This is a genomic window from Erythrobacter sp. S267 (assembly GCF_057365045.1).
Window position 1 is genome coordinate 2,647,271 of record NZ_CP200298.1, and the last position, 13,510, is coordinate 2,660,780.

Below are 13,510 nucleotides of genomic sequence, written 5' to 3' on the forward strand. Positions count from 1 at the left end.
GCTATTGCGCTGCTGCGGTCTGAGGCTCGGCCACTTCTCCCGTGATATCTTCACGCGTCATCGTGATCTGCTGCGTGATCCGGCGTTCGTTCTCAGCCATCTCAGCAGGCGGCGAGGCGACCAGACCGATGGCTGCAAGCGGGCCGTCAACGGTCCAGTTCTTGATCCACTCGGCCAGAAACAGGTCTAGGCCCGGTATCGCCCGCATATGTGCCTTCTTCACATAGACATAGAGCGGACGCGCGCCGGGATAGGAGAAGTTGGAAATGTTTGCGTAGGTCGGGTCGACCCCATTCATGGGCAGGCCTGTCACCTTATCGGCGTTCTCGTCGAGATAGGAGAAGCCGAAAATGCCGACCACGCCTGGATTGATCTCAATCTTCTGGACGATCAGATTGTCCTGCTCGCCCTGGTCAATATAGGCGCCATCAGAGCGGACTTCAGTGCAGACCTTTTGATGCGCGTCCTCATCTTCGTCTTTGAGAGCTTCCATCGCCGGATTGCTGTCGCAGCCCACCTCCAGAACCAGCTCTTTCAAAGCGTCACGCGTGCCCGAGGTTGATGGCGGGCCGTAGACAAGGATCGGCTGCGCGGGCAGCGAAGGGTCGACATCGGACCACAGCTCGTTCGTCTGCTCCTCACCATAGGGCCGTGCGGCGAGGGCTTCGTAGACTATCTTCGGAGACAGATTGAGGCGGATACCGTCTTTGGCTGAAGCGAAGGCGATGCCGTCCAGCCCAACTTGGAGTTCGATGATGTCTGTCACGCCATTGCTGACACAGCGGTCATACTCAGACAGCTTCAAACGGCGTGAGGCGTTGACCATGTCAGGCGTATCGGCACCAAGGCCAGAGCAGAACAATTGGATCCCATTGCCCGAGCCGGTCTGCTCGATCAGCGCCGATTTGTAGTCGGGATTGGAGCGGGCAAAACTCTCCGACACTTTCTTGGCGAAAGGATAAACGGTTGAGGAGCCAACAGCGCGAATGGAATCGCGCGATCCTGAGCCACCGCCTACGTCGCAGGCTGACAGTGTCAGCGCGCTAAGCCCCAAAAAACCCAAGAAAAATGTGTGTTTCGACATAAGAATGCTCTGCTGTTTGATCCCACGAGACGCTAGGCCCTGTCTGTGACAGGGCGATGACGCCTGACGGTCACAACCCATGCTCGCGCTCAGAACTCTAGCCTACATTCCCGGCAATTGCGAAGCGGGTCGCAAAACAGCCCCACCCCCGAGTTTGCCCAAGGCAATTGGCTCAAAGCAGCCTCCTGTGCTGGCAAGCAAATGCGCCTTCAAAAAGGAGGCATACTTAAGGGGGTCGTAACGGGTTGATGATACGGCCCACAGGATGGTCCGGTCTGCCCTCTTCTCTGTGCTGGCATTTGTCGCCGCAGCGCTGGTGCTCGTATCGGCGCCTGGAGAGGCGCGCATGTACCACGATGCGCCTGGAAATGCCGCGCAAGAACCCCCTGCGCCAGCTGTACCTGCCTGTCATTCCGCAAGCGATCTTGATCGAACCTTTGCTGAGATGACGTCCCGGGCGGCGTGGCGATGCCCACCGGCCGACGATCCAATGGCGTTCAGCGAGGATATTCGCGCTGATTTACCCGCTGGATGGCTGCGCTTTGAAGACAGCGCCTGGGCCGAGGATCAGCCTCCTCGCTTCTTCTTCACCCGTATTGCCCGTTTCGAAGCCATCACATTTGCTGCGGTCGATGCGAATGGCTCTATGCGGACAGCACGTTACCTTGAAGCGGAGGCTAAGCCGTTCGGTGCCGGCCCGGTCTTTGAGCTGCCTCTGCCAGAGATCACACGGGACACCCGGTCTTTGATCGTAAAGGTTGAGCGCCCCCATTCGGTTCCGCTGATGACTGAGGCGCGCTTGTCGGTCAATTCTGAGGATGGCGAGTGGTCGCAATTCGATGTGATGCTGCTTCCTCTGGTCATTGGGATGCTCATCCTGCCGCTCTTCTTCGACATCAGCTTCGCCGCTGTGTTGCGGGAGAGGTTTGTGGCCGTTCATGCCATGATGGTCGCCGCGATGATCATCTATGTGCTGTTCGCAGGCGGATTGATTTCTGTCGTCGCCGACATGTCGGTGCGGACCATGGCAGTGATGGCGCCCCTGTCTTATGCGTTTGCAGGCGGGCTCTCTGCTCTGTTCCTGGCCGATTTTTTGGAGCCGGACGCACAATCGCGCTTCATGCGCAAATTGGCTGTGGTCACAGGGTTCTGGACGATCCTTGTCCCCGGCTTCTTCGCCCTGCAATTGCACAGCACGCAGGCTTTTGACGACCAAGCCTATTTCTATACCTTCATGCCTGCGATCGCGGTGATCACTTTTTCGATTGTCGAGGCCCTTTGGCGCGGCAGCCGCGCGGCGCGTTTTATGGCGGTTGCATGGGCCCCGATCATTGTGGCTTCGGTTGAGCGTACTTTGCGCGGCTTGGGGTTCTACTCCGGATCATCGCAGCTCGATCAGATGCTGTATCTCGCCGTCGGCATTGAGGTCATGGTTATCAGCCTCGCTATTGCCGACCGCTTCCTGGCGATCCGTCGAGAGCGCGATGCGGCGGTGACAGAGGCCCGGATGTTGGAGCAATTGTCGAGCCACGATCCCCTTACCGGGTTGATGAACCGGCGTGCGGTGGAGTCGCGCTTTACAGAGCTGCGCGCGCAAGGCTTCGACACATTCGCGCTGGTCGATCTCGACAATTTCAAGGACATCAATGACCGCTTTGGCCACCAAGTTGGCGATGCCGCATTGGTCGCGACGGCGAGCGCGCTGACTGCTGAAGGAGATCGCGATACGGTCGCAGTGCGTCTGGGCGGTGAGGAGTTCGTGATCCTATTGCGAGGGCCTGAGGCGACCCGGCGCGCCGACCATCTGCGCCAAGCAATCCCGCGCCGGATCGCAAACGAAATCCCCGAGCTCGACCGCTTGGTCACAGCGAGCATGGGCGTGCTGGAACTGCCGCGCATTGCGATTGGCCTGATGAGCTTTGACGACCTGTATTCACGTGCAGATACGCTGCTTTATGAAGCCAAAGCGGCAGGGCGCAATCGGATGCTATATGAGCGGCTCAGCCTGTTCGGCACGGATGCGCCCGAGGTCGAAAACAAAGCGCCGAAGACAAGCCTAAAGACCGACGCGGCCTAGCCTCCTGAAACCACTTCGCGAAAGGGCGCGAGGACTTCTGGACGCACGCGCGCCAACCGCCCGCTTTCGCGCTCCAGCATCGCCCAAGTGGTCTGAGCGCTGACCAATGGCTTCCCGTCGGAGCTCTTGAACTCCACATGGCGAATGGATTTGGCGCCCCTGGGTTCGCCGGGAATGAAAGTGGTGCCAACGGCGCTTTCGCCTTGGGCAATATTGCCGCGGTAATCGATCTCGTGCCGGATCACGACCCAGAAGAAGCGCTCCTGATGTTCGCGAGCCGCGACCGCCTCCCAATGGGCAGTGGCCATGTCCTGAATCCATTGGACCCAGACGGAATTGTTGACGTGGCCGAGCTCGTCAATGTGAACAGGCTCGGCCACGAAGGTCTTGGTGTAGGTGTTGGGAGTTGCTTGGCTCACCCGCCAGATTGCTCTTCCGTCATGCCCATCTGCCAAAGGATGAAGGCGAATTCCTCTGCAGTTTCACGCAAGGAGTTCCAGCGGCCTGATTGTCCGCCATGGCCTGCGCCCATATTTGTCTTCATCAAAAGCACATTGTCGTCGGTCTTCACATCACGCAATTTGGCGACCCACTTGGCGGGCTCCCAATAGGTGACGCGCGGATCATTGAGGCCGGCGGTGACGAGCATCGGAGGATAATCCTGCGCGCTGACCTGATCGTAAGGGCTGTAGGAGAGGATATAGGCAAAGGCCTGTTTGCTCTCGATCGGGTTGCCCCATTCCTGCCATTCGCCCGGCGTCAGCGGCAGCTCTGCATTCAGCATCGTGTTGAGAACATCAACAAACGGCACATGGGCAACCACGGCGCCATATTGCGACGGGTCCTGATTGACGACGGCGCCCATCAGCTCGCCGCCAGCCGAGCCGCCGGATGCGGTGACCATGCCTTCAGCTGTGTAGCCTTGCGCGATCAAGCCGCGCCCTGCATCAACGAAATCGTTGAAGGTGTTGGTCCGCTCGAACATCTTGCCTTGCAGATACCAGCGCCGCCCCAGATCATCGCCGCCGCGAATATGCGCGATAGCATAGGCAAAACCGCGATCCACGAGGCTGAGACGCGTGGTCGAGAAGCCGGGAGGCACCGCATAGCCATAGGCACCGTAAGCATAGAGATGCAGCGGTCCCGGCCCTTCGATCCCGGCCTCGGCCAAAATCTCGGCGCGGTCCTTGCGCATCACGATGCTGACCGGAACCATCGTCCCATCACGGGCCTGCACTTCGACGCGCTCAGTCACGTAGGCGCTGGCGTCATAACCGCTCGGAATTTCCTGCTGTTTGAGGAGGTTGAGCGAAGCGCTCGCGATGTCGTAGTCGTAGACTGAGTCCGGTGTCACCATGCTCTCATAGGACAGGCGCAGGACGGTCTGGTCATATTCGGGATTGTTCGAGAGACCCGCATTGTAGCTCGCCTCCGGGAAGGCGATAGGCTGCGCTTCGGTGGGAGCGTCATATTGACGGATTTGAATCTGGTCCAAGCCAGCCAGCCGCCCTTCGGTGGTGAAGAAGCCTTCGAACAGGTCGAAATCGGTGAGGTAGAACTCATCCGATCCTGCGATCACAGTCTCCCACTCACCCGGCGTCGCAATGTCAGCCTTGGCGAGGCGGAAATTAATGTGGTCGTCATTGGTCCAGACCCACACTTCACCTTCACGAATATCGATAGCGTATTCGACGCCCTTCTGGCGCGGCTTGACGAGGATTTGTTCGCCGGTCGGATCAGCCGCAGAGACGAAGCGGACTTCGCTCGTCTCGTTGTCGCCCGCTGCAATGATGAGGTAATCCTCCTGCGCGGTCAGCCCAGTGCCGACGCTGAAGCTTTCGTCTTCCTCAGCATAGAGCACCACATCATCCTCGACCGGAGTACCGATGACGTGGAGGCGCGCCTCGAGCGTGCGCCAGTTTTCGTTGGCGGGGCCGTAGACCAGCGCCGTGTCATTCGCGACCCAGGTCAGACCGCTGCGCAGCTCGGGAATCTCATCGGGAAGATGCTCGCCGGTTTCGAGGTCCATGACCCGGGCCGTGTAGCGCTCCGACCCGTTGGTGTCGGTCGAATAGGCCATGTAGCGGCCGCTCTTGCTGATCGACAGCGCGCCAAGGCGGAAATATTCCAGCCCCTCTGCCAGCTGGTTCTGGTCGAGGATCAGCTGCGGCTCTGTTCCTTCAGGCGCGCCGACAGGCAGGCGGTAATGCTTGCGATATTGTGCGCCTTCCTCGAACTCGGACCAATAGAGATAGTCGCCCCGGCGCTGCGGCACGGTCGAATCGTCCTCTTTGATCCGCGCACGCATTTCGGTGAAAAGCTCTTCGGTCAGCGCCGCTTGGGGAGCCATTGCGGCTTCAAACCATGCATTCTCCGCCCGCACGTAATCTAGCACGTCTTCATCGTCGATTTCCGGATAAGACTTGTCGTGCAGCCAGTCATAAGGATCGGAAATCGTGATCCCGTGATGGGTGTAAGTGTGTTCGCGCTTCTCAGCGACGGGTGGTGAAGTTGGCACGTGGGATGTTTCCTCATGAGTGTCGGAATGATTGTCAGCAGAGGCGCCGCTGGTGGCAAAGGCCATCGACGTGAGCGCTAGTGTGAGCAAGGTGAGACGGGGGCCTGGGCGGTTTTTGAGCACTTTTTCCGTTCCTTCGATTGAGGAGGTCGGGTGGAAAGCCGCATGGAAGCGACTTATGTGGTAAAGCCTTCTAGAGATTCATTTCTGCGCGGCAAGAGCGCGCACCCAAAGCAGGAACCGACCAAATGCTGATGCAGACCCATGAAGCCCGATTGAAAGCTCTGCGTGAAGAGCTGAAGCGCCGCGATCTGGATGGGTTCATCGTGCCCATCTCGGATGAGCATATGAGCGAATATGTCGGCGAATATGCGCAACGTCTGGGTTGGCTCACCGGTTTCGGCGGCTCCGCGGGGTTTGCCGCGGTGACGTTGGAGCGCGCTGCGATCTTCGTCGATGGCCGCTACACCGTGCAGGTGCGTGAGCAGGTTGATGAGAAGCTGTTCGAATACCGCTCGATCCCCTCTGAGCAGCTGGGTGACTGGCTCAAAGAGGTTTGCGCAGACGGCGCAAAGATCGCCTACGATCCCTGGCTTCACACTTGGAACTGGGTTGCCGCGCTCGAGAAGGCGGTTGAGCCTGCGGGTATCATGATGGTGCCAGCGGAAGGCAATCCGATCGACGCAGTCTGGTCCGATCAGCCCGAGCCCTCTGATGCGCAGGCCTTCCCTCATGCAGAAGAACTCGCTGGCCGCAATTCCGCCGACAAGCGCGCGGCGATTGCTGAATGGCTGGAGGAAAATGGGTGCGACTCAGTCGTCGTCCCGGCGCTCGATTCGATTGCCTGGCTGCTCAACATTCGCGGCAGCGATGTCGCGCACACGCCGGTCGCGCTCTCTTATGTTATCACGCATAGAGACGGCACAGCCGAACTGTTCATCGCGCCGGAGAAAGTCACACCGGAACTGACCCAGCATCTGGGCAACGCTGTGACGTTGCGCGGGCGTGACGAATTTGTCGGTGCGCTTGGCGAATATGCCGGCAAGACGGTCAGCGTCGATCCCAGCTTCGGCGTCGTGGGTATCGCGCAGGCCCTGCGCGCAGGCGGCGCGAAGTTTGTGTTCAAACAAGACCCGACGATACTCGCCAAGGCGATGAAGAACCCGGCAGAAGTTCAAGGCCATCGCGACGCGCAAGCCCGCGATGGAGCCGCCGTCAGTCGCTTTCTGCGCTGGCTCGAAGTGACTGCGCCGTCGGGCGAGGTGGATGAACTCGCAGCTGCTGCGAAGCTCGAAGAATTCCGCCGCGCCCATGGCGATTTGCGGGATACGTCATTCGACACGATCTCTGCTGCAGCAGGCCACGCTGCTCTTCCGCATTACCGGGTGGATGAGGACAGCAATATCCCGCTCCCTCCCGGCTCGATCTATCTGGTCGATTCCGGTGGGCAATATCCCGCAGGCACAACCGACATAACGCGCACCGTGTGGATCGACACGCCTGAGGGCTCCGAACCGACTGAGGAAATGCGCGACCGCTTCACGCGCGTGCTCAAAGGGCACATCCAGATCGACCAGGCGATCTTCCCGCAGGGCACCAATGGCGGCCAGCTCGACATTCTCGCCCGGCAGTCGCTGTGGGAGGCGGGCGTCGACTTCGCCCATGGCACAGGCCACGGCGTCGGCAGTTTCCTCGCCGTCCACGAAGGGCCGCAGCGTATTGCCAAGCCGACCGGTGGACAGGTCGGCACCTCTCAAGAACTGTTCGAAGGCATGATCCTCTCCAATGAGCCAGGTTATTACAAGCCGGGCGAGTTTGGCATTCGGATCGAAAACCTTGTCCTGACGGTCGAGAAGCAGATTGAAGGTGCGGAAGGGCGTTACCTCGGCTTTGATTGCCTCACCTTCGTTCCCATCGACCGCCGCCTAATCAAGCGTGAATTGCTGAGCGCGTCTGAGATTGCCTGGCTCGACACCTATCACGCCCGCGTGCGCGAAATCGTCGCCCCGCAGCTAGAGGGTGATGATCTGGCGTGGCTTGAGCGGGAGACTGCACCACTTTGAAGGTGATTGCCCAAGTCCGCTTGTTCACTTAATGTTCCATCTTTCCGAGTCGCAATCACGCGGGTCGGCATGAGGGAAAACGAACATGATCGGCTATGTAACTCTGGGAACCAATGACCTGCCACGCGCGGCGGAATTCTATGACGCAATAGCCGAGCATTTCGGAGTTGGGCGGATGATGGAGTTTGAAACTTTCATTGCGTGGGGCGCCATGGGCGGGGCTCCCGGAATTGCCGCGACCAAACCGTTTGACGAACAGCCCGCGACCGTCGGCAATGGGACTATGGTCGCGCTGGAAGTCGAGACGCCGGAAAAGGTCCAGGCCGTCTACGACACAGCGATTGCCAAGGGCGGCAAAGATGAAGGCGCGCCCGGTCCGCGCGGCGATGATGGCTTCTACGCTGGCTATTTCCGCGATCTTGATGGCAACAAGCTAAACGTCTTCTGCATGACGGCGCCTTCCCAATGAGCGCGCCCAAGATCAGCGAGGCCTTCGTTCATCTAGGGCTTGGAGCAACAGCGGTTCAGCAGCCGCCATTCTCTGGGATGGAATGGTACGAAGGTTATGGCGCACGGCACGGCGATGACGGTGCCGAGGGCCGCCTTGTCTCGCAGCACACCTTTGATGAACCATGGACCTCTTGGGAGATGCATCCAAAGGGCGCGGAGGTCGTCATTTGCACCCATGGCGCGATGGTTTTGACGCAGGAGTTCCCGGACGGCACGCGTGAGCAAGTAACGCTAGAAGCAGGCCAATATGCAATCAACCAACCGGGCGTGTGGCATACAGCCGATGTGGAGGAGAGCGCCACCGCGATCTTCATCACCGCAGGCGAAGGCACCGAGCATCGCCCGCGCTAGGCCGGCGTTGACAAAACTGCCCCAGTTTTCACTCAGGTGAACGACCCTTCGTTCCTGATACAAACCGCGACAATGTCGCAAAGGACCGGGATAATCCTGCGACATTGGGGCGCTAGAACAGCGATTGTGAGTTGCGGTGAGGACGCCCGAATGACCGGCCCCCTCTCCCCTGTGAACGCGATGGCTGGTTGGACTTCCCCTCCCCCCTAAGGCCAGCCTGAGCAAACCGGCAAACGGGGTGTTCGCACCGCAGCTCCAGCACGAAAACGATAACAACGCTGGAAGGAACTCTATGATGCGTAAGACCACTATTACTCTCACCGCCGCTGCCCTTTTGCTGGGTGGTTCGGGAATTGCCCTTGCCAACCATCACAGTGAGCGCGGCATGAAAGCCGATGCCAATGGCGACGGAGAAATCTCGCTCGCGGAAAGCCAGACCCATGCGCAGGAACGCTTTGCCCGGATGGATGCCAATGGCGATGGCCAGATCAGCGTTGAAGATCGGGCAGCCCGGGCCGAAGCTCGCTTTGCCGAGACAGACGCGAACGGTGATGGCGAGATCAGCCCGGCTGAAATGACCGCTGCCCGCGAGGCGCGGGCGGCAGAGCGTCAGGCACGGATGTTCGAACGCCTCGACACCGACGGCAGTGGCGGCCTCTCGGCTGAAGAGATGGCCACCGCCCGCGAACGACGCGGCGAAGCGCGCCAGGGCCGCCGAGGCCAGCGCGGTGAAATGCGCCGCGGTGGACGCCGGGGTGACCGCGCCCAGGCCATGCTGCGCCGCGCCGACACCAATGGCGACCAAGTGGTGAGCCAGGCTGAATTTGATGCAGCCGTGGAAGCCCGCTTTGCCCGCGTCGACGCTGATGGCTCCGGCACGATTACGCAAGCAGAACGCGAAGCCGCTCGCGAAGCCAGGCGGGCCGAGCGTCAGGAACGCCGCGGACAACGCCGCGCGGATCGTCAGTCACAAAGCAACTGACCCATTAGAGGGGGCGCGGGACAGCTGAGCCCCAACATTTGACCCCGCCCTCTCGACCCCGGCCCGGTGTGCACGCTTGATGCTTGCACGCCGGGCCGCCTCATTCCATGAACGTGCAAGAGCTATGAACAACCCAGCGCCTTCGATTGAACAAACCCGCATTCTGTTGGTTGATGACGAGCCTACCCTGCGTGAGCCGCTGGCGGAATATCTCACCGGGCAGGGCTTTACCGTTACCGAAGCCAACAGCGCCGCCGCCGCGCGTTCGCACCTGACCGAGACGCTGCCGGATATTGTCTTGCTCGACATCATGATGCCGGGCGAAGATGGCCTCTCCTTTTGTCGCCACTTGGTCGAGACCCGCCAGCTTCCGGTCATTTTCGTCACTGCGCGCAGCGAAGCGACCGACCGGATTGTAGGGCTTGAGCTTGGCGCGGACGACTACATCGTCAAACCGTTCGAGCCACGCGAACTGGTCGCCCGAATCCGTACCGTCCTGCGCCGGGTAAGCCGCGAGCCAAGCCCGCAAACCCAAGTTGAGGATTGGCACTATCACTTCGAAGGGTGGGAGCTCGATCCGCTCAAGCGCAAGCTCACTGACCCTGAAGGCGTCACCGTCCCCATCTCGACCGCTGAATTCCGCCTGCTGCGCGCGCTGCTCGACAATCCACGCAAGGTCATGGACCGCGATCTGCTGCTTGATCTGGTTCAGGGACGCACCGCTCACCTGTTCGACCGCGCGGTCGACAATCAGGTCAGCCGCTTGCGCCGCAAGATCGAACAAGACACCAGTGACCCGCGCTTGATCCTGACCGTGCGCGGCGGCGGGTATCGCCTGGCTGCGGCGGTCAAACGGGCACCTCCCGCGCCGGAGCACGCGTGAGGTTTCTCGTTCCCAAAAGCCTGCTGGGCCAGGTTATGGTCAGCGTCACTCTGGCGCTGCTGGTCGCGCAAGTGGTGGCGGTTACTCTGCTCTACCGCGCGGGAGAGGATCGGCGTGAGAGCAGCGCCATCACTGCCGCCGCTTTCCGCCTTATCGCCGAGGCCGAGCGCGCTCAGGGTAGCGGGGTCTTCCGTGACAGAGCGCGGGGATTGCGGCAGCCCGGCGCGAACCCGGCGCGCTTGCAGCAAGGGCAGAACCAGATCGATCGCTTACCGCGCCCTTTGCGTTACGTCGTCACACCGCAACCTCCGATCACGCCATTGCCTGTCGAGGGTGATCGGGAAGAGAGCCTACGGGCCGTTCTGACCGAAGAAGGCATTGCTGTTCACGCAGCCGCCATCACCATCCGTCGCGCGGGCGATGATCCGGTCTTGCAGCGCTTTGCCGAAACGCGCCCCCGTTTCCGGCGCAACACGGGATGGCACGATCGGCGGCTGTTCGTAGCCAGCATTCAGCGCGAAGCAGAAGGCAGTTGGGAAACTGTGCGCATCCTTGAACCAAGGGCGCCCCAAGGTGCGCTGGGTGTGCTCCTATTCCAGACGCTGGTGACCTTCGTCTTCCTGATCATCATTCTCTATTTCGTCCTGCGCCGGATCACCCGTCCGCTGGCGCAATTGACGCAGAGGGTGGACGACTTCTCACGCCGTCCGGAGCAAGCTGTCAAACTTGCTGAAACCGGCCCCGCCGACACCCGCCAGTTGATTGCGGCGCACAATGCGATGGAGGCGCGGATCGCGGGATTGCTGGACGAGAAAGACGTGATGCTCGGTGCGATTGGCCACGATCTCAAGACACCGCTTGCCGCTTTGCGGGTGCGGATCGAGAGCGTCAGTGACGAGGATCAACGCGCCAAGATGGCCGCCAGCATCGAAGACATCACCGCAACGCTCGACGATATCCTCGCGCTGGCCCGCGTCGGCCGGGCGAGCAATCCGGAGGGACATGGCGCGGAGGAAGTCGACCTCTCAGCGCTCGCCATCGGCATTGCTGAAGAATTCGAAGACATGGGAGAGCCTGTCACCGCAGGCGAAGCCGCGCGATTGGTGGCCCGCGTACAGGTCACATGGATCAAGCGCGCCTTGCGCAACCTTGTGTCAAACGCGGTGCGCTATGGCGGATCGGCGCGCGTTTCGGTCGTGGCAGATGCCGACGAAGCGGTTGTCACGGTTGAGGACGAGGGCCCCGGCATCCCCGCCGACCGTATCGCCGATATGCTCGAACCTTTCGCGCGCGGAGAGGCATCCCGCAACCGCGCCACAGGGGGAGCAGGGCTAGGCCTCACTCTCGCCCGCGCGATTGTCGAAGCGCATGGTGGGCGTCTTGTCCTGGAAAACCGCGCTGGCGGTGGCCTGAGCGCCCAAATCCGCCTGCCAAAGGCGCTCTAGCGCATCAAGCCGCCGATCAAATTGCGCACAAATCGCCCGGCCAGCGGCCCGGCCAAGTCGGTTGCGATGGAGCCAGCCGCCGAAGTCAGCCCGCTCTTCATCGGATTGGCGCGCGATTTCTTGCCCAGCAGGGCCGCTGCGGCAGCCCCAGCGGCAGAGCCTGCTGCAACTTTGGTCCCGCGCGAGACGGCCTTTTCCCACATCGATTTGGATTTGCGTGAGCGTTTGGCGACTTCTTCGAAGCCCTTTTCCTCGACCTCAACAGCGGTTTCAGCAGCGTCGGCGGCTTTCTGGGCGAGCACTTCTTCGGCGCTCTCCCGATCCACACGCTCATCATACTTGCCTTCAAACGGACTGATCGACTGGATGATCGCGCGCTCCTTCGCCGTCACTGGGCCAAGGCGCGAGCGCGGCGGCTTGATCAGCGTGCGCTGAACCACCGTCGGCGCACCCTCTTCATCGAGGGTGGAGACCAACGCCTCACCCACGCGCAGTTCGGTGATCGCCTCTTCGACGTCGAGCTCTTCATTGATGCGGAAGGTCTCGGCGGCGGCCTTGATCGCGCGTTGGTCGCGCTTGGTAAAGGCGCGCAGAGCATGCTGGACACGGTTGCCGAGTTGACCAGCGACCTCCTCGGGGATGTCGATCGGGTTTTGCGTCACGAAAAACACGCCGACGCCTTTGGAACGGATGAGACGCACGACCTGCTCGATTTTCTCCTGCAAGGCCTTGGGAGCGTCGTCGAACAGCAAGTGCGCTTCGTCAAAGAAGAAGACGAGCTTGGGCTTCTCCGGATCGCCAACCTCTGGCAGGCTTTCGAACAATTCGGCGAGAAGCCAGAGCAAGAAGGTCGCATACAGCTTTGGGCTGCGCATCAGCTTGTCGGCGGCGAGCACGTTGACATAGCCGCGGCCCTGATCGTCGACTTTCAGGAAGTCGTCGATCTCCAACGCGGGCTCGCCAAAGAAATGGTCGGCCCCTTGCGCTTCAAAGCTTAAAAGCTGGCGCTGAATCGCGCCCACGGATTGCTTCGAGACATTGCCATAGACGCCCGAGAGTTCCTTGGAATTCTCATGAGCCCATTGCAGCAGGCTCTGCAGATCGCCGAAATCGAGCAGCAGCAGGCCGTTCTCGTCCGCATGTTTGAATACGATCTGGAGCACACCTTCCTGTGTGTCGTTCAAGTCGAGCAGGCGGGAAAGCAGCAGCGGGCCCATCTCTGTGATCGTGGTGCGGATCGGGTGGCCTTGCTCACCATAGAGGTCCCAGAAAATCGCTGGATTGTCGGAATAGGCATAGTCCTCCATGCCCAGTTCCTTCGCGCGGCCTTCAAGCTTGTCAGCGTGTTTGAACGTGGGGGAGCCGGGCATCGAGATGCCGGACAAATCGCCCTTTACGTCAGCGACGAAGACCGGGACACCATTGGCAGAAAAGCTCTCAGCAAGACCCTGCAGCGTCACTGTCTTACCCGTGCCGGTCGCACCCGCAATCAGACCGTGCCGGTTCGACCGGCTCAGCGCCAGATGCTGGTTCTCTCCATTGCCGCCCAATCCCAGAAAGATGTCGCTCATTTTCTTGCCGTTCCCCGTCAATACTG

General features: G+C 60.7%; 11 protein-coding genes. 7 read left to right on the forward strand and 4 right to left on the reverse strand.

Annotated elements, in window-relative coordinates:
* Position 1: 1 nt before the first annotated feature.
* Positions 2 to 1,084 (reverse strand): substrate-binding domain-containing protein, encoded by a 1,083-nt coding sequence (locus AC0V6X_RS12425; protein ID WP_486184861.1) that lies wholly within the window; start codon positions 1,082 to 1,084, stop codon positions 2 to 4.
* 265 nt (positions 1,085 to 1,349) lie between these two features.
* Here AC0V6X_RS12425 and AC0V6X_RS12430 point away from each other — a divergent pair, with 265 nt between their 5' ends.
* Positions 1,350 to 3,161, forward strand: a complete 1,812-nt coding sequence (locus tag AC0V6X_RS12430; RefSeq protein WP_486184862.1) for a sensor domain-containing diguanylate cyclase — start codon at positions 1,350 to 1,352, stop codon at positions 3,159 to 3,161.
* Here the strand turns inward: AC0V6X_RS12430 and AC0V6X_RS12435 are convergent.
* Both AC0V6X_RS12435 and AC0V6X_RS12440 read right to left on the reverse strand, forming a co-directional pair.
* Positions 3,158 to 3,580 (reverse strand): acyl-CoA thioesterase, encoded by a 423-nt coding sequence (locus tag AC0V6X_RS12435; protein WP_486184863.1) that lies wholly within the window; start codon positions 3,578 to 3,580, stop codon positions 3,158 to 3,160. The genes AC0V6X_RS12430 and AC0V6X_RS12435 overlap by 4 nt on opposite strands.
* A complete protein-coding gene (locus AC0V6X_RS12440) occupies positions 3,577 to 5,679 on the reverse strand; it encodes a S9 family peptidase (protein ID WP_486184864.1) in 2,103 nt (700 codons plus the stop codon). The genes AC0V6X_RS12435 and AC0V6X_RS12440 overlap by 4 nt, the downstream gene beginning before the upstream one ends.
* Before the next feature lie 248 nt (positions 5,680 to 5,927).
* Between AC0V6X_RS12440 and AC0V6X_RS12445 the strand changes: the two genes are divergently transcribed.
* The 6 genes from AC0V6X_RS12445 (at position 5,928) to AC0V6X_RS12470 (ending at position 11,913) form a co-directional block, all read left to right on the forward strand.
* Complete coding sequence (locus AC0V6X_RS12445) at positions 5,928 to 7,742, forward strand: aminopeptidase P family protein (RefSeq protein WP_486184865.1); 1,815 nt, start codon at positions 5,928 to 5,930, stop codon at positions 7,740 to 7,742.
* Positions 7,743 to 7,827: 85 nt separating this feature from the next.
* Complete coding sequence (locus AC0V6X_RS12450; RefSeq protein ID WP_486184866.1) at positions 7,828 to 8,211, forward strand: VOC family protein; 384 nt, start codon at positions 7,828 to 7,830, stop codon at positions 8,209 to 8,211.
* The gene (locus AC0V6X_RS12455) at positions 8,208 to 8,603 is read left to right on the forward strand and encodes a cupin (RefSeq protein WP_486184867.1); all 396 of its coding nucleotides are present in this window, start codon (positions 8,208 to 8,210) and stop codon (positions 8,601 to 8,603) included. The genes AC0V6X_RS12450 and AC0V6X_RS12455 overlap by 4 nt, the downstream gene beginning before the upstream one ends.
* 295 nt (positions 8,604 to 8,898) lie before the next feature.
* Positions 8,899 to 9,585 carry an EF-hand domain-containing protein gene (locus AC0V6X_RS12460; protein WP_486184868.1) on the forward strand — a complete coding sequence of 229 codons (687 nt, stop codon included), beginning with the start codon at positions 8,899 to 8,901 and terminating at the stop codon, positions 9,583 to 9,585.
* Positions 9,586 to 9,709: 124 nt separating this feature from the next.
* Positions 9,710 to 10,468: a response regulator gene (locus AC0V6X_RS12465; protein ID WP_486184869.1), complete on the forward strand. Its 759-nt coding sequence runs from the start codon at positions 9,710 to 9,712 to the stop codon at positions 10,466 to 10,468.
* Positions 10,465 to 11,913 carry a sensor histidine kinase gene (locus AC0V6X_RS12470; protein WP_486184870.1) on the forward strand — a complete coding sequence of 483 codons (1,449 nt, stop codon included), beginning with the start codon at positions 10,465 to 10,467 and terminating at the stop codon, positions 11,911 to 11,913. Before AC0V6X_RS12465 ends, AC0V6X_RS12470 begins: the two co-directional genes overlap by 4 nt.
* On the opposite strand, the gene AC0V6X_RS12475 is transcribed toward AC0V6X_RS12470, so the two are convergent.
* Entirely contained in the window at positions 11,910 to 13,484 is a 1,575-nt protein-coding gene (locus AC0V6X_RS12475) for a helicase HerA-like domain-containing protein (protein ID WP_486184871.1), read from the reverse strand. The two genes, AC0V6X_RS12470 and AC0V6X_RS12475, sit on opposite strands and share 4 nt — an antisense overlap.
* Positions 13,485 to 13,510 lie beyond the last annotated feature (26 nt).